This window comes from bacterium (assembly GCA_016699595.1).
Taxonomy (GTDB): Bacteria; Patescibacteriota; Dojkabacteria.
The window spans coordinates 238,120-253,979 of the sequence record CP064982.1 but is presented as its reverse complement, the minus strand read 5'-3'; the positions used below and the strand labels follow the sequence as shown (position 1 = coordinate 253,979).

The window sequence follows — 15,860 nt, the reverse complement described above, 5'->3', positions numbered from 1 at the left end:
ATATGCTTTCAATTATTATCACTGCTTGGCGCGAAGAAAAAACTATAGGAAACTTGATCTCTTGCATACTAAATCCTACTTTTCTAAACTATTTCCAAGATAACTTTGAACTAATCTTAGCTTGTCCAGATGATGAAACATATAATGCAGCAATGTATGAAATTAAAATGCTGTCAAGTAGAGTAGATTCCACAAAGTGGAGGACTGGAGGTTTAGAAAATAACTTCATCCATATCAAAGACGAAAAAAAAGGAAAACCTGCTGCACTAAATCAATGCTTCAAAATCGCAAAAGGTGAGTTTTTATTTTTGACTGATGGTGATCTGACTTACTTATCCGAAAATGCTATAGTTGATCTTCACAATAAATTGAAATCTAATGATAAACTTGGTGCAGTTACAGGTCATCCAATATCAGCTGATGAAAAAAATACATTATTTGGATATTGGGGAAATTTGCTTGCCGACACTGCAAATGAAGTTAGAGTTCGAAAAAGCGAAAGTAATAAGTTTTTCCCAGTTTCAGGCTACAATTTCATGATGAGAAATTTCAAATTAGAATTACCTTCAGAAGTACTTTCAGATGACGCTTGGATGAGTTATAAAATAAAGGAACTTGGATTTGAAATAGGATATGAAGAAAAAGCACTTTGCAAAATAAAGTATCCTCAAAATATGAAAGATTGGTATAAACAAAAAGTTAGATCGCTTGGAGGTTATGTCCAACTTCACGAACTTGGTATAATAAACAGTGCGAATAAGTCTCGAAGTTTTTGGGGAGAAATTGCGCTTGCAACTTATCCAATCAAATATGCAAAAAATGTGAAGGAATTTATTTGGAGTTTGCTACTATATCCAACTAGACTTTGGCTTTGGATAAAAATATTTTGGGAGAGAAAAATCATCAAAAAATCATTTGCCAAAACTTGGGTTAGGGTAGAAAGTACGAAATAGCAATTACAATCCTTCCTCTTAGGAAGGTGTCGAGCTATGAGCGAGACGGAAGGTTATGAAAAAAGTATAAACATTAAAAACACAGTTAAAGGTGTTAGTCATTTTGTAATTGAACATGGAAATATTGCAAATATAATTCAACCTCTCAAAAAAAGTTATGAACATTTGGAAATATCAAAATAATTATAAATACCAAATTGAGAAAGAGTTTCAATTAGAGCTTGATGAAACAAATACTAATTTTGTAACTAATCTTAATGCTGAAACTTTGAAAGAAATTGATTTTGAATTGGATAATTTGGTATTTTGGAACGAAACTATAAATCCTACAAATTCTTTTAAAGATCGATCTCTACTTTATCAAATTTCATATTATTTTCAGCAATTTGGAAGTAAAGATAATTTGCACTTTGCAATTTCAAGTTCTGGAAATGCTGCAATTGCTGCTGCAAATATCTGCAAAAAGTATAATATTAAGTTAGATATTTTTGTTTCAGATAAGTTGAATATTGGGAAACTTGAAAAGTTAAATAATTTCAAATCTGAGTTTATACAAATTCATCAAAGTTCGAAAGCGAAATCTGATTGTGTAAAGTTTTGCAATGAAAATCAAGTTTTGAATCTTCGAGCTTCAGAAGATGACATTGCAATTGAAGGTTACAAAAGTTTGGCTTATGATATATTTGAACAAAATTTAGATTTTGACAGCATTTTTATTACCTGCAGTTCAGGTACTGCTACATTGGGAATATATGAAGGAATGAAGGAAAAGCTTGATCTTGAGGGGCATTTATTGCCTCAATTTCACATTATCCAAACTCCTGTTTGCAGACCTATTGCGTCAAATATAATCGATCTCACAAACAAAGAATTGGGTATAGATGAAGAAGGAAGTCTTGTAACTTGTGTTGTTGACAAAGTAGCCAAGAGAAAAGATATTGTCACGAAACTTGTATTAGAAACCTCTGGAACTGCCTGGATTGTTGATAATGAAGACCTTGAGAAATCCAAAGCTTCATTAGATAGACTGTCACAGCACTTGATCTTGGAAGATAAGGCCAATATTTTGAATGATCTCACTTGGAATGCACTTTCTAGTTTTGCTGGTACTATGAGAGCAAAAGAAAAGGGATGGGATTTCAAAAACCCTTTGATTATAATTTCAGGCATATAAATTGGATTGAATAAAACTTTAGTTTTGAATATTGACACTTTCATAAAACAAAATAATTATCATGTTTTTTATCTTTGCAATGACCCTGAACGAGGTTTGGGTTTGAACTTCATTAGTGATAATTTTCATATTGTTTGTATCGATCATACAGATGTTTTTGAGAAACTTGATTTAGAATATCCAGGTCAACATTTTTGCTTAGAAAAGTTTACAAAGAATTATAATTCAATTTACAGAAGCACAAATGAACTTTTGAACAATTCTGATTCAATGGACTTTATAGATAGTTTTGACGGAGAAAAATACATTCAAGTCTTCAAAGTTTCACCTCAAATTGAAAACAGATGCAAAGATCTAAATTTGAGATTATTGAATAATTCTGCAAAACTTAGCCAATACTTTGAGGATAAGTTTAATTTGACAGATGTTTTGACAAATGCAAACTTAGATGATTTCATTCCGAATACTTACTTGACTGACATTTCTCAAGTTAGTTATGAAAATTCTAAACATATCGTTGTTCAACTAAATCGTGGCCATACTGGTGATGGCACTTGGATAATAAAGTCAAATCATGATTTGGAAGAAATTAAGGAGAAACTATTTCATGCCGAGGTGAAGGTTACTGAATTTTTAGAAGGCATCCCAGTTAATGCGAATGGCATTGTGACTCGGAATGGAACATATGTTGGAGGTTTAAATCGTCAAATTCAAGATAATACCAATAAAATCGCACCGCATCCCGGAGTTACTTTAGGAAATAGTTATGATTTAAGTTTTTTAAATAGTGAAACTAAAAGTAATATAATAAGTTTAATTCAGAAATTAGGAGATTTCATGTCTACGAAAGGTTACAAAGGATTTTTTGGAATTGACCTCATGATCCTTCCTCCTATGAATATACTGAATGATAATGAAGGGGCAGGTTTAATTAAAATTATTGAAATAAATGCAAGACAAACAGCAAATGTTGGATTTTTCAATGAGTTGCAATTTAGAAATAATATAAGTCCAACTTTGTCGGAACTAAATCTTGCTAGTTTTTTCAATATCAATACTTCTGGAGATGTTGATAATTATAACAATATAAACTTTTCAAATTTTGAAGCTGGACAAATTATAATCAGAAATTATTTAGGTAGAAGTATAAATTATTCTGATTTGAAGTTAGACAAAGAATTTGATAAATTCAAAATTCACAAAAGAAACGATAATCACATTATAAAAGAAGAACAGGAGATATTTCGAATGCAAAGTTTTTCTGAAAATCCACTAAATGAAAACGGGGACATTCGAAATAATTTGTTTGATTATATTGCAAATAAATTGGAGCTAATAAACTAAAAATGAAAATTTCATCATTGTCAAAAAACACAGAAAAGGTAATAGATGGTTATATCAATCTTAATTTAGGGAATAAAAAAGTTAGATGTCCATACTACATTAATTCAAAACACACAAAAATGGATTTGCGAACTTTAGTTGGAAAGGGAAATCCAAACGAAATCGAAGATGAAGTAAAAATATGGGCTCAAATTATGAAGTTTGATCTAAATAATTCTAGTGAATCACAAATTCGAGAATTTATGCAAAAGTTTGGAATTGGTGTTGATTGTTCTGGATTTGTCGCACATATATTGAACACCGAACTTAAGAGCAGAGGCATGAAGAGTTTGAAACACATTTTGAAATTTCAAAATAATGATGTTCGAGCCAAATTCTCAAGACTTCTAAAGGAAGTTGAATTTATCTCAGCCAATACTTTGACAAATGAATCAAACAGCGTAAAAATTAGACTAGATGAAGTCCAACCGCTTGATATGATAAGATTGCATTCAATTATTCCTGGTGGATTTCATATAGCACTAGTTACCAAAGTTGAAAACAATGAAATCACTTACATTCATTCATCAAAATTTTATCTTGATGAAAATGGTGTTAGATATAGTAAAATACGAATAACAAATCTAGGTTCAGAAGATTTGTCAGATCAGGAGTGGGTTGATGTAGATAAAAATGGAAAAAACTGGATAAAAGAAGAGTACGAGACAAACAAGGAAGATTCTGGTTTTAGAAGATTGAAGATATTTTCAAATTGAATTCATCTACACGATCAAATGTTAAGTAGTGTATATTATTGTATATATTGCCGAGGTGGCGAAATGGTAGACGCACTTGCCTTAGGAGCAAGCGCCGAAAGGCATGCAGGTTCAAGTCCTGTCCTCGGTATTCATGCTTCAAATACACTTTCTTCATTGAATCTTCATAAATAGTTTCTAAAATTTCACTGATATTTAATAAAATCTTTTTAACTCTGTCTATTTAATTTGCAAAATTATGACAGTATTAATTATTTCAAAACTATGAAAATACTTTATGCAGAAGATGAAGTCAAAATAAATATGTTGGTTGAAGAAGCACTTCAAAAAGAAGGTTATACAGTCGATGCTTGTATGGATGGAGAAAAGGCATACAAGTTATTTTGGCAAAATGATTATAACTTGGTGATTTTAGACTTAATGATGCCAGGGCTTACAGGCAGTGAAGTTATGAGGAAAATAAGAGAAAAGAACAAAAAGGTTCCTATATTGGCTTTAACTGCATTGAGTGATCTTGAGACAGTAACAGAAAATCTTGACAGTGGCTTTGATGATTATTTAGTGAAACCATTCAAAATTGAGGAACTAAAATCTCGTATTCGTGCTTTACTTAGAAGAAGTACAAGTGGTGAGACTATTTTGTCTCATCAAGGCTTGACTCTTGATCCGGTCAATAAAATTGTAAAACTTGATAATGATGAAATTGAACTAACCAGCAAAGAGTACAAAATCTTAGAATTACTTCTCAGACACAAAGGCAAGTACTTCAATCAGCAAGAACTGATAGATAATATTTGGGATATCAGTGCAGATATTGCAAGTAATTCTGTTGCTGTACATATAAAGAACTTAAAAAGGAAGGTTGAAAGAAAAAAAGACAAAATCGAAATCATTACATCTAGTAGAGGATTTGGTTATAAAATTGGTTAAAATTTCTCTTGATATTTTACAAAAATTGTAGTATAAGTAATTAAACTCATAACTTGTCTAAAGGTAGAGATATCTTTAGAGACTATACAAATATGTATAATATTTTCGCAGGAATAGTTGGTGGTGGCTACAGGTTATTTGCAGGAATAACAGGTGGTAATTACAGGTTATTTGCAGGAATAACAGGTGGCAACTAAACACCTATCTGAAACTATTCAATCAACAGATAAATTTTTCCATTTTCTAAGAAACATAGGTTTTATTGTTCCGTCTGCTTTTAGCTAAACCAAAGTCATTTTCTAAGAAATTTTCGACTTGTAGACAATATTTTATGAACTTTTATAAAAATTACTCCATGTTTTTTTAAGTGTGGAGAAATAATAATATGAAAAAAATACTTACTCTTTCAACAATAATACTTACACTTTTCATTCCGGTTGTCTCAGCACGAACTTTAAATACTGAAGATACTGTTGGGATACTCTTTTTTGCTGCTTATTGTATATTTATAATCGCTATGCTAATTTTTCAAATTGTAGTTTGCTTGTGGGTATATAGAGACGCGAAAAAGCGTATGCCAGAAAATGCTACACTTTGGCTAATAGCTGTTTTGGTAGGAAATATTTTTGGATTCATAGTTTACTTAATAATTAGAAAAGATCATCCAGTTATCATAAATCCGTCATCAACTGAAACAATAGCTTAACGACATTTTTCATTAAGGTTTGGGAGTATCAGAATGTCATATTGACAAGCACAGTGATTTCGGTTTTTGTGACTTCTTAAATAGCAGATAAGTAAGATAGTATTGTTATTGCAGTTTTGTTAGCAAATGTACTGCTATCATACCACTATACGGATATTTATTATAACTATGATATTTTCTTTTCATTTTTCTTTGTAATTATTCCTTTCTGAACATATTAGAGATGCTACAAGCGATTTCTTCAAAATGATATGCTATATTGCTCATTACCAAACTTATAGGACATTATGACCTTATTTATATATTTAATGATCCCAAAGGACCATCTAATTATATAAAGCTCAAACTTAACGAAAGTTTTTTAGCAATCAACCTTGCATTTTGCTAAAGCGTCGGTTATAATTTTGAACGATGCTTTGTTCAAAGCTTTTTATAGCATCAAATATTCAATAATTTATATTAAATTCTAAAATATGTCAACAGTACTCATACCAAATGTAATTGAAAAATCACGAGAAGGCGAGCGAGTTTATGATATTTATTCAAGACTTCTCAAAGATAGAATCGTGTTTGTAGGTGGCGAAATTGAAGATACTATGGCGAATTCTATAATAGCTCAATTACTTTTTCTAGAAAAAGAAGCACCAAACAAAGATATTTTTATGTATGTAAATTCACCAGGTGGTCATATACATTCTGGCCTTGCAATTATTGATGCTATGAATTTGGTCAAATGTGATGTTGCTACAGTAGGAATGGGAATGTGTGCAAGCATGGGTTCAGTTATACTAACTGCTGGGAAAAAAGGCAAAAGACACATGTTACCAAATGCAGAAGTTATGATACATCAACCCATTGGTGGTGCAGAAGGACAAGCAAGCGACATAGAAATCGCAGCTAAGCATATAATTCAAACCAAGAAAAAGTTAGTTGATTTTTATGTAAAACAAACCGGTCAAAAGGCGGAAAAAATTTCTCAAGATATTGATCGTGATTTTTGGATGAATGCAGAAGAAGCTGTGAAGTATGGAATTGTTGATAAGATAGTGGAAATTAAATAACAAGCAATTTGTTTAATATAAAACACTTAGAAGCTCATCTAAATATGGTGAGCTTTTTTATTTGATGTTATAATCGTTTAAATCATTTATGTTACAACTATTATTCTAACTTTTATGACAATCACTCGTTTCGCACCATCACCTACTGGAACTCCTGAATCAGTCCACTTAGGATTTGTCATCCGAGCTTTATGGAGTTATGCTTGGGCAAAGAAAAACAATGGTAAATTTATATTGAGAATTGAAGATACTGATCAGGTTCGTTCAAGAAAAGATACAGAAACTGCAATTATAGATATTTTGAGTGATTTCGGAATTAAGTATGATGAATTGTTTCGTCAGTCAGATAGAATTGCAAGGTATCAGGAAGTTGCAAGAAAGTTAGCTGAAATTGGAGCTGCATACTATGACTTTGATTCTGAGAAAAGAACTAAAGAAGAAATAAAATCTAGCTATTCTCATGCGATTAAAAAAGAAGATAATGAAGAAGTTGCTGAGGAATTTATGAAACTAAAAGAAAAACCTCAAGCAAGAAAATTTGCAGATAAATTTAAATCTGAAAATAATTGGCAGGAATATCTCAAACTTTGTGATGAGAAAATTAAAAATGGTGAATCTTTTGTAATTCGTCCAATGATTCCCTACTCTGGAAAAGTTAGTTGGGAAGATGTGATTTTGAAAAAGAAAGTTGAATTTGATTTCAAAGAAATTCAAGATTTAGTTTTACTCAAGTCAGATGGGTTTCCGACTTATCATCTTGCTGTTGTGGTTGATGATAGTGATATGCAAGTTACTGATGTGATGCGTGGTTTTGAATGGCTCTCAACTACTCCTATTCATTTGTTTCTTTATGACAGCTTAAACCTAACAAGACCAAACTTTTGGCATTTTCCAGTTATAATGGATCCAAGAACTGGCAAGAAATTTAGCAAACGTGATTTAGAAGGAATGTTTGGAGTTATGCCATGGTTGAAAAGTGGTTATTTGAAAGAAGCATTGTTAAATTATCTAATGTTGCTAGGTTGGGCACCTAAAGCTATAAAGAATGAAGCTGGAGTTGATGTTTATCCTGAAATATTTAATTTAGAAGAGTTTGTCAAGCAATTTGATGTAGATGGAATTCAAAAAGCAAATCCTACATTTGATCAAAAGAAAATTGATTGGTTTCAAGGAGTTTATATTCGAAAATTGACAATTGAAGAACTTAAAAGTGAGATCAAAAATTACGTCACAAAATTTGAACCTGAGAATATAGATCTTTTCACCCCTTCAGTCTCGCAAAATCGAGACATTAAAATTTTTGATGAAAAGCTTAAATTATTACAAGAAAGAACTACTTTACTTCAAGATTTTGTAGAAGAGTTAAAACTATTTGAAACTAATCCAGATTATACTAAGCTAAATTTGAAAGAAATAAAAGGTTTAGAAAATAAAGATAAAGCTTGGTTTGAGAAATATTTGCAAATTATAGAAAAAGATATTTTGGATTTTAGTTTGAGTAAAGAAGATTGGGTTGCGAAAGTAAAAAAAGTCGCAGAAGAAAATGGAGACAAAGCGCAAGATATATTTATGTTACTTCGAGTAATTCTTTGGGGAAAACAATTTTCACCACCTTTTCCTGAGACTATGTGGTTGATTGGGGAGGAGAAGTGTAAGGAAAGGGTCAAGCAGTTTAAAATGTTGCCGTTGTAAAATAATAAAAATTTGTTTCGTTATTTTAATTCTTCAACAACTTTCTTGTAAAAATTTTCAGAAAAATATGTCGGACAACGTTTCCGAATAAACGAAGTTCGTTTGAAACTTAGTGAAAACGAATTTGCGAAAATGCCGAGCCGAGGCATTTTCCGTTTATTCGGTGTTGTCCGAGGGTTTGATTTCTTTCCTTAGCTTTAAAATCTAAAAAGAGAAATCAAAAGCGCAACGTCCCCTTGAGTTCTCTTTTGTGAAATTATAAAAGATAATTTTTTGGCACTTTTTATCTCAATTCGCATTTTTTAACTCCATGGAAAAACAATAGACACACTAATCATTGAGATGCTGAATGGCATAGTCTGCCTCTACTTTTGTAAACTTTGCTCCATATTCTGAAATGAGCTGGTCACGAACTGCTGCTGTCGATAAGTGCATAGTATCTCGGTAAGTTTTTGCTTGAGAAAGCGCATTTGCGTTCCAATCAGCTTTTACATTATCAATTGCATATTGTGCGGCTTCTTTTGGAAACTTTCCACCATACTCTGAAACAAGCTGATCGTAGACGCCCTGCTTTGACAAGTGCATTGTGTTGGCATAAGTTTCTGCTTGGCTCAAAGCAGATTTATATTCAGCTGGCACGCTTTCTGCTACTTTAGTGTCTGCTTCAGCTTTTACATCTGCAGTAGACTTAGCCTCTTGTACATTGTTAGTGGTGGACGAGCTGTCAGAAGTATTTTTTGTTTCATTGCCACCCATAGCGCTTCCAATAATTCCAATTCCAATAATAATCAGTATACCAGTTATGACTTTGTGCCTAACAAACCAATTTCTCAAATCTGCGCCACAATGTTTGCATTTCTTTGCGCCAAGCTGAATAGCTTCTTTGCACGAAGGACACTTTATGGTCTGTCCTTGCGACTGTTCGTTGGAGTTTTCCATAGTAGTATTTGTTAAAAAATTATTAAATTAAAAATAAAAAGTTCCAAAAAATTTTCCTTATTAAAACTATTTCACAAAAGAGAATTTCGGACAACACTAGGTTATACGAACTTTGCTACATTATACACTAATATTTTTGCTATTTATAGTGTATTAATTATAAATCTGTCAGAATCACTAATCACGAAGTTCATCGAAATATTGAAGGTAAAGAGATACTCGCCAAATACTATTCGTGCTTATTTCTCGTGTATCAAAGACTTCCTTAAAGTTTTTATTGGGTTTAGCCATTGCGTTTTTAAAATTGAAATGACCTACGTCAGGAGAAGATGGTTTGTTTCTTTTTCTAGAAAAGTATGAACTCAAAGACATACATGATTTTGAGAATGCTAGAATAGATGGCTTTCAAGGAAGACCGAATAACTCAAAGTTAGTTGTATACAACCTCGAATCGCGAAGAATAGTAGGTGAGATTGAGGGTTTGAAAGTTAGAATGGAGTAGGGATATTGTTTATATATCCTATACTAAACTGCTAATCTTTATTTCAAACTTATAACAATTTGTGCATTAGCCAAATTTAAAATAACGCAACATTGACTTGACAATCCAATATGCTTTTAGCAGTAAAGTTCAATAGAAGTTTTTAGGCGTACTTTAAAAACATCTTCTTACCGTATTCTTTTTTGAAGTATTTTCAAAGTTAAAAATACTGCCAAACTAAAATACAATAGTAAAAATGATATTGAGTTACTTTTCAAAAACAGACCAAAGGCCTCATTGTTGAAATTCATAAAATAATATCTATATAAGAAATCCAAAATTGATAAACTTGAGAAAGCAATTAGGTATTTCCAAATATCAATCGTTTTATTAAATATTACTTTGTACTTGTTCAAATATGCATAAATCGATATTAGAATAATAAAAAGAATTACAAACATATTTATTATACTGAAAACCAGGTGAATTTGACCTGCAGTTGTTAACTTTTGATTCATATCTATAAATCCATTGAAATTATCACCTTCCCATACTTTATGCGTTTTAATATTAAAGAAAGTTGCTATGCAAAGTGATAAAAACAAGACAGCCTTAAAACGCCACTGCTTAAAGAATTTCTTAATAAACTCTTTATATTCAAACACTAGTTTAGCTGTGCTATAGTTTATTAACGGTAACAGGATTAAATCGCCTATATATATTGTTGGCACAGCTAGCAGTGGATAGTCTACTTTTGAATTCGTTAAAAATGAACCGTCTTTTAAAGACAAAACAAAGAAACTAACTATTCCAAACATCAAGGTTAGAATAGGTGCAAAAATTAGCTTGTTTACTTTAAAGATGTCTTGCACATTATTAGATAAAGACAACTCGTATTCATTACGAATATTTGTTTTTATAAGAGCTGTATTAACTATATAAAACCGATAAGGTATTAAAACTGAGAACAAAAATGTAAATAGCACAAAAAAATATACTAAGTCGTTTGCTAATATGAAACATAAAAAACTAAGTAAAAGTGAGTAAATAGAACCCATGAAAATAACCAAAATTGAAATAAAGTATCGTGGTTTCATCACTTCATAAGCTATGAAATCCGGACCAAACATTTTGTTACAACTTTTTTCTAAAATGTTTATTCTTGTTGCATTTATATATATTGATTCTAATTTACTAAGTAAGCATGACAATAAATAATACATAAGAATTGCAAAAAAAAGAAAAATTGTAAAGTATAACCATTGTGTATCAAGTGTAAATTGATTGAGATTTTTCAAGAATGCTCCTATATCTTTATCAAAAAAAGATGTAACCTATGACACCTAAAGATACTGCAAAATACAAAGATAGGTAAGTTGCGTATTTTTCATATGTGTGTATATATGATTTATTGTAGGAATGTCTTCTTTCATACTCTTCCAGATTGACTTCCTTAAAGTTTTTGTTAGGTTTAGCCATTGCGTTTTATAAAATTGAAAGGACCTACGTCAGAATTACTGATATGAGAGATCATTACAACCCTAGTTCAATACAATAAGAAACAAAGTACTTGTAGAAAGTAAATCCAAACCATACAAATCCTGCCAAACAATCATTATTTATAGACTCTACTTCACTTCAACCATTTCTATCTTGACAACCGGATAACATAATCCTCCATCATTACCACACAAAAGTCGATTGCTCATCAATCCTTTAGCAACAATGTTTTTATCCAATAGCTCTGCTAGATTTTCGTTCTTTCCATAACGGAGATAAATTCTACCTATTGCAGAAGATTCAATAAAGTATCCTTCTGGTGCGTCTGCAGATATCGTGAGATCAGCCTTATGATATTGAACCAATCCAGAAATTCTCAAATCACCTTGAAAGTAATTTTGGACAAAAAGATAAACAATTGTAATTAGAAGAAATATTAGTAATGCACTTAAAAATGTAATAAATGTCTTTTTCATAATGATATTATACCAATTTATGTTAGTAATTACAAAACATGTTTGAATATTTACAATCTGATACATCCCATCTTCCGTCATTTCAAAACCTAGTATTCTCAAGTTCCGATTGCTGAGATTACTTTCAAGCTATTATAACCCAAATTCTTGCACAGTTTCTTGCTTGAAAATATCGTCATTTGTTACATCTCCAATCTTAGAATCTATTTCATCAACAAGTTTGTTCGGGATATAATCTTTTCTTTGAAAAAGCAGAACACCCATCATGTCAAATAATATAGCATCAATGTTTTGTAATTTTTCATAAGTAGTAAGTAGGTACTTAAAATTTATTTCTATTTAAAATGATCACTATCACTAATAAGTGGACCATTCAAAGTTCTGAATTTCTTTTTTGTATTCCAAATTTTGACTAATTCATGAAAGTTTTTATCTGGTTCTAACATCAATTTGGCTAATTCATCAATTTCTTCAAAATCTTTTTCAGTCAATTTATCAAATTTGAAATAGATATAACTAGGCATTTGATTATAAAGAATTTCGTTATTCATTAAACTATGAAAATCATAAAATATTGCCCAAAGAACTGGCATAAGTCCAACAGAACCATCTGCATTTCTAAAGTTGTTGGCATCTAGTTTGCCCCCTCTTATTCCGAGCCATGTATCTGCTGCCCAATCAACTTTTTCGCAGGCATATCATACTGGTCAAAACCAATAGTACTGTCAAAAAATCCATCAGCGTCAAAAGTAATCCATTTTTGTTTATCTTTATCCCAGTATTGATTTATCCAATGATCCCAACTGCCTTTGAAAAATAGGGGGCAAATCCCGAACGGACTCTGCAAGGGACACCTTTTGACTTTAAAATTGAAGCCATAAGTATTGCCACAAAACGACAGGTGACAACAATTTTATTTTCAACTTTTCTGTCGGGCAAAAACCCTCGGTCATCAAATCTTAATAATTCTGCAATCATTGAAACGGTAGTAGGCAAAATATCATCTTCACATCTCAATCTATGCCAAGGATATCTTTTCATATCCCCATATCGTAAATCCCTGTTAGATTTTGTGTTGCCTTCTTTGAGTGTAACGCGATGAATAACTTGATGACTGATTAAATTGCCCAGTTCTTTGACATCATCTGGAAGATTTTGAAGAAATTCTTTGTAACAGCCCGGGTTAGTAAATGTGCCGAATTGTAAGTAATGATTTATGATTTTTTTGTCCATAATATTGATGAATTAGCAATCTATATAAATTTTTACCTTCACATTATTTTCTTTTTATTCCTGATTCAAATTATATATAACGTTTGCGGATATGAGAAGTTGCGACCAACGGGAGCAAAAATATGGGTAAGGGGCGAGCCGAACCCCGAACCGCATACACTGTGTTATACGCCCCGACGACCGAAGGGAGGAGAGCGCAGCGGGGCGCGACTGAAAGGAGCGAGTTCAAAAAATATTTTTCATTCAATTTCATTTTGACAGGCTTTTTATTCAATAATCATAAATTTGTTTTTTGTTTTGGATTTTGGGCGGAGGGGTTAGGGGTGAATGCCAAAAAACCAAAACTCCTTATTTATTCATGATTATCTGAATTTAATTTATCACCTCTCTTTAATTCCTCCCATGAAGTAAAACGAATAATATCACCATTCTCAAGTTCAATTCTTAGTCGTCTAGGTTTTTTCTCCATTTGTTCTTGTATAAATCTACCGGATTCTCCTATTGCATGATTAGTATAAACATCAAAACTTGCTTGTTCTCCTGTATCTTCATTTATGACAGTGCAAGGAATCATTACACTATCATTTTTTCTGTCCTGCTTATCAAAGACATTTTCTTCCAAATTTCCTTCAAATTCAAAAATTCCACTGGGACTACATACGAAAAATCTTACTTCGTCAGAAGTAATTGAATAAATATCTCTGGAGTCACCTAAAGCTTTATAAGCGCCAATATCTCCTGCGGAAAAAGGGTAATCAATTCTGTGCGTATGATAATCTGCAACCAAATCAGGGAAACTTCTATATGTTATAACACCAGTATCTTTGCTCATTCCTTGGACTAAAAAATACCTTCCTTGCTGATCTACGACTAAGTTCTTTTCAGCTTCGTCTTCAGTTTGAGTAAAAAATTGCGAGAGCTCATTAAGCGTTGGTTCACCCTCAAGCAAAAATGTTCCTCCGTAAGGAAGTTTCCTAATGATTCCCGATGCTTCTTCTAAACTCATTTTTCGAGATTCCATGGCTGAATAAAGTAGTTCTCTCTGAAATGCTAAAGCAGAGGCGAAAAGTACTGACGATAATCCTTCAGTGAAAGGCTTGGGCTTTCCGGTTCCATAAACATAGTCAAGCATTTTGGTAAGATCATCTTTTGAAAATTGTTGGGTAAAAGCCAAATCATCTAAAACTTTTCTAATATCTTGAAATTGCATTGCTAAAACTTCTTCGCCATTTTCTACTGCCGCATCAATATCAAGCCCACCTTCAGAAAAAGCCTTAATATCTTGTTGTAATTCAATCATTTGAGAAATATTCAGAACAGTTTGAAGCAAAACGGAAGGAGGTAGCTTTTCCAAACTATCAAGAGTAACCAGATTTCCTTCCTCTTGATAAAGGGCAATACTGTCGTATGTAAAAGTTTGTCCAAACCTTTCAAAGTGAATATCACTATTCCTTTTGAATGACAAAACTGGTGGTTTAGGACCACTTTCTGTTACTTCTGGTTGTATGCCAGTTTTAATATCATCTATTGGTGGAGTGTAATCTTCAAATCCCATAATTATGTTTAGTTAAATTATAAACCATTTTCGGAGCGATAGCGGAGAAAATACCGCTATCCCCATCAGCATAAATAAAAAAACAAATTTATTCCTCTTTTTAAAAGTCTGTCAAAATTCCTTACTATAAGAAAAATATTTTTTGAATTGCGTATAACGTTTCTGAGTATCGGAAGTTTTTTGCCGGATTTCTCAGTATTTACGTGTATCCTAGCACTTTTGTTTATTTACTGGAAGACATTCAGTTTCAGCATATTTGTTGGCAAAAAACTTGGGTGGAACAAAATGGACAGTCTTTATCTTTATTATTGAGTCCATTTTGTGGAACCGGATACTCAGTGTTAGGCGATGTAATTCAAAATTAATTTTTATTCTGGTATATTTATGTATATGTAATCAATATATGTATTTTTGAGGCTTCCTGTATTTCCAGAATATGAACTACCCTTAATTGAATTTTTACTTGGATAGGTAATATGAATATCGATATTTAATCCATTATATGATTCAAATGGTTCATTTTTACTTCCAATAACCCATATCGAATGTTCTGCATTCACTTCATATGCATTAGCGTTAGATATATTCATCTTTTTCGCTAAATCATATGCACCAATCTTTTTATCAATTACTGATATTTGTAAATTTTGATAATTTTCTGAATGCGAGTGTGTGGTAATTTTGTAAATATCTTTACTTAAATTTAATAATTCATACAGTTCAGAAGGAGTTTTATTAACTAGATTATTATTGGAAGATATCATGTTAATTGCTTGATAAACAATATCAACTTCATTTTTCTGCGTCGAATTGTTATTACAGCCTGATAAAAAGATACTCATAATTGTTATAGTGATTAAGAATAATAAAGTATGTTTCATAGTAAAAAGTTTTAAATTAATTTTGAATTATTTCGCCTAACGTTCCAGTATATGCGATGTTCCGCTACACCATTATTTTATCATTTTAAAAATTGTAGCGGAATATGGGTGAGAGCCTGCAAGGCTCTCACCGCATATACTGTGTTATATGACCCGAGCGTAACGCAGTGAAGCGAGAGC

General features: G+C 31.7%; 17 protein-coding genes and 1 tRNA gene. 10 read left to right on the top strand and 8 right to left on the bottom strand.

Going from position 1 to position 15,860, the window contains the following annotated elements:
* The first annotated feature begins 2 nt into the window (after window positions 1-2).
* The 9 genes from IPJ91_01315 (at window position 3) to gltX (ending at window position 8,615) form a co-directional block, all read left to right on the top strand.
* On the top strand, window positions 3-953 hold the full coding sequence (locus IPJ91_01315) for a glycosyltransferase (protein QQR93779.1): 951 nt from the start codon (window positions 3-5) through the stop codon (window positions 951-953).
* 157 nt (window positions 954-1,110) lie between these two features.
* Window positions 1,111-2,127 carry a pyridoxal-phosphate dependent enzyme gene (locus tag IPJ91_01310; protein QQR93778.1) on the top strand — a complete coding sequence of 339 codons (1,017 nt, stop codon included), beginning with the start codon at window positions 1,111-1,113 and terminating at the stop codon, window positions 2,125-2,127.
* A 24-nt stretch (window positions 2,128-2,151) separates the two neighbouring features.
* On the top strand, window positions 2,152-3,471 hold the full coding sequence (locus IPJ91_01305) for an ATP-grasp domain-containing protein (protein QQR93777.1): 1,320 nt from the start codon (window positions 2,152-2,154) through the stop codon (window positions 3,469-3,471).
* Window positions 3,472-3,473: 2 nt separating this feature from the next.
* Complete coding sequence (locus IPJ91_01300) at window positions 3,474-4,226, top strand: hypothetical protein (protein QQR93776.1); 753 nt, start codon at window positions 3,474-3,476, stop codon at window positions 4,224-4,226.
* Between the two features lie 49 nt (window positions 4,227-4,275).
* Window positions 4,276-4,356, top strand: a tRNA-Leu gene (locus tag IPJ91_01295).
* Between the two features lie 134 nt (window positions 4,357-4,490).
* On the top strand, window positions 4,491-5,156 hold the full coding sequence (locus IPJ91_01290; protein ID QQR93775.1) for a response regulator transcription factor: 666 nt from the start codon (window positions 4,491-4,493) through the stop codon (window positions 5,154-5,156).
* A gap of 385 nt (window positions 5,157-5,541) precedes the next feature.
* Window positions 5,542-5,862, top strand: a complete 321-nt coding sequence (locus IPJ91_01285) for a PLDc N-terminal domain-containing protein (GenBank protein ID QQR93774.1) — start codon at window positions 5,542-5,544, stop codon at window positions 5,860-5,862.
* A 473-nt stretch (window positions 5,863-6,335) separates the two neighbouring features.
* Entirely contained in the window at window positions 6,336-6,923 is a 588-nt protein-coding gene (locus IPJ91_01280; GenBank protein QQR93773.1) for an ATP-dependent Clp protease proteolytic subunit, read from the top strand.
* A gap of 114 nt (window positions 6,924-7,037) precedes the next feature.
* Window positions 7,038-8,615 carry a glutamate--tRNA ligase gene (gene gltX, locus IPJ91_01275; protein ID QQR93772.1) on the top strand — a complete coding sequence of 526 codons (1,578 nt, stop codon included), beginning with the start codon at window positions 7,038-7,040 and terminating at the stop codon, window positions 8,613-8,615.
* A gap of 330 nt (window positions 8,616-8,945) precedes the next feature.
* Here gltX and IPJ91_01270 read toward each other — a convergent pair whose 3' ends face one another.
* A complete protein-coding gene (locus IPJ91_01270) occupies window positions 8,946-9,554 on the bottom strand; it encodes an Ltp family lipoprotein (protein ID QQR93771.1) in 609 nt (202 codons plus the stop codon).
* A gap of 334 nt (window positions 9,555-9,888) precedes the next feature.
* Here IPJ91_01270 and IPJ91_01265 point away from each other — a divergent pair, with 334 nt between their 5' ends.
* A complete protein-coding gene (locus IPJ91_01265) occupies window positions 9,889-10,056 on the top strand; it encodes a hypothetical protein (GenBank protein QQR93770.1) in 168 nt (55 codons plus the stop codon).
* Between the two features lie 167 nt (window positions 10,057-10,223).
* Here IPJ91_01265 and IPJ91_01260 read toward each other — a convergent pair whose 3' ends face one another.
* From IPJ91_01260 to IPJ91_01230, 7 genes are all read right to left on the bottom strand, one after another.
* Window positions 10,224-11,165: a hypothetical protein gene (locus tag IPJ91_01260; GenBank protein QQR93769.1), complete on the bottom strand. Its 942-nt coding sequence runs from the start codon at window positions 11,163-11,165 to the stop codon at window positions 10,224-10,226.
* Window positions 11,166-11,352: 187 nt separating this feature from the next.
* Window positions 11,353-11,514 carry a hypothetical protein gene (locus IPJ91_01255; GenBank protein QQR93768.1) on the bottom strand — a complete coding sequence of 54 codons (162 nt, stop codon included), beginning with the start codon at window positions 11,512-11,514 and terminating at the stop codon, window positions 11,353-11,355.
* Window positions 11,515-11,663: 149 nt separating this feature from the next.
* Window positions 11,664-12,113: a hypothetical protein gene (locus IPJ91_01250; GenBank protein QQR93767.1), complete on the bottom strand. Its 450-nt coding sequence runs from the start codon at window positions 12,111-12,113 to the stop codon at window positions 11,664-11,666.
* Window positions 12,114-12,346: 233 nt separating this feature from the next.
* The gene (locus IPJ91_01245; GenBank protein ID QQR93766.1) at window positions 12,347-12,562 is read right to left on the bottom strand and encodes a hypothetical protein; all 216 of its coding nucleotides are present in this window, start codon (window positions 12,560-12,562) and stop codon (window positions 12,347-12,349) included.
* Window positions 12,563-12,797: 235 nt separating this feature from the next.
* A complete protein-coding gene (locus IPJ91_01240; GenBank protein ID QQR93765.1) occupies window positions 12,798-13,244 on the bottom strand; it encodes a hypothetical protein in 447 nt (148 codons plus the stop codon).
* 352 nt (window positions 13,245-13,596) lie between these two features.
* The gene (locus IPJ91_01235; GenBank protein ID QQR93764.1) at window positions 13,597-14,799 is read right to left on the bottom strand and encodes a hypothetical protein; all 1,203 of its coding nucleotides are present in this window, start codon (window positions 14,797-14,799) and stop codon (window positions 13,597-13,599) included.
* 368 nt (window positions 14,800-15,167) lie between these two features.
* Window positions 15,168-15,641 carry a hypothetical protein gene (locus IPJ91_01230; protein ID QQR93763.1) on the bottom strand — a complete coding sequence of 158 codons (474 nt, stop codon included), beginning with the start codon at window positions 15,639-15,641 and terminating at the stop codon, window positions 15,168-15,170.
* Between the last annotated feature and the right edge of the window lie 219 nt (window positions 15,642-15,860).

Bases quoted from the DNA above. Each gene is read 5' to 3' on its own strand.
- IPJ91_01315 (QQR93779.1), top strand. From the start codon at position 3: ATGCTTTCAATTATTATCACTGCTTGGCGCGAAGAAAAAACTATAGGA.
- IPJ91_01310 (QQR93778.1), top strand. From the start codon at position 1,111: ATGAACATTTGGAAATATCAAAATAATTATAAATACCAAATTGAGAAA.
- IPJ91_01300 (QQR93776.1), top strand. From the start codon at position 3,474: ATGAAAATTTCATCATTGTCAAAAAACACAGAAAAGGTAATAGATGGT.
- IPJ91_01290 (QQR93775.1), top strand. From the start codon at position 4,491: ATGAAAATACTTTATGCAGAAGATGAAGTCAAAATAAATATGTTGGTT.
- IPJ91_01285 (QQR93774.1), top strand. From the start codon at position 5,542: ATGAAAAAAATACTTACTCTTTCAACAATAATACTTACACTTTTCATT.
- IPJ91_01280 (QQR93773.1), top strand. From the start codon at position 6,336: ATGTCAACAGTACTCATACCAAATGTAATTGAAAAATCACGAGAAGGC.
- gltX (QQR93772.1), top strand. From the start codon at position 7,038: ATGACAATCACTCGTTTCGCACCATCACCTACTGGAACTCCTGAATCA.
- IPJ91_01270 (QQR93771.1), bottom strand. From the start codon at position 9,554: ATGGAAAACTCCAACGAACAGTCGCAAGGACAGACCATAAAGTGTCCT.
- IPJ91_01260 (QQR93769.1), bottom strand. From the start codon at position 11,165: ATGTTTGGTCCGGATTTCATAGCTTATGAAGTGATGAAACCACGATAC.
- IPJ91_01255 (QQR93768.1), bottom strand. From the start codon at position 11,514: ATGGCTAAACCTAACAAAAACTTTAAGGAAGTCAATCTGGAAGAGTAT.
- IPJ91_01245 (QQR93766.1), bottom strand. From the start codon at position 12,562: ATGAATAACGAAATTCTTTATAATCAAATGCCTAGTTATATCTATTTC.
- IPJ91_01240 (QQR93765.1), bottom strand. From the start codon at position 13,244: ATGGACAAAAAAATCATAAATCATTACTTACAATTCGGCACATTTACT.
- IPJ91_01235 (QQR93764.1), bottom strand. From the start codon at position 14,799: ATGGGATTTGAAGATTACACTCCACCAATAGATGATATTAAAACTGGC.
- IPJ91_01230 (QQR93763.1), bottom strand. From the start codon at position 15,641: ATGAGTATCTTTTTATCAGGCTGTAATAACAATTCGACGCAGAAAAAT.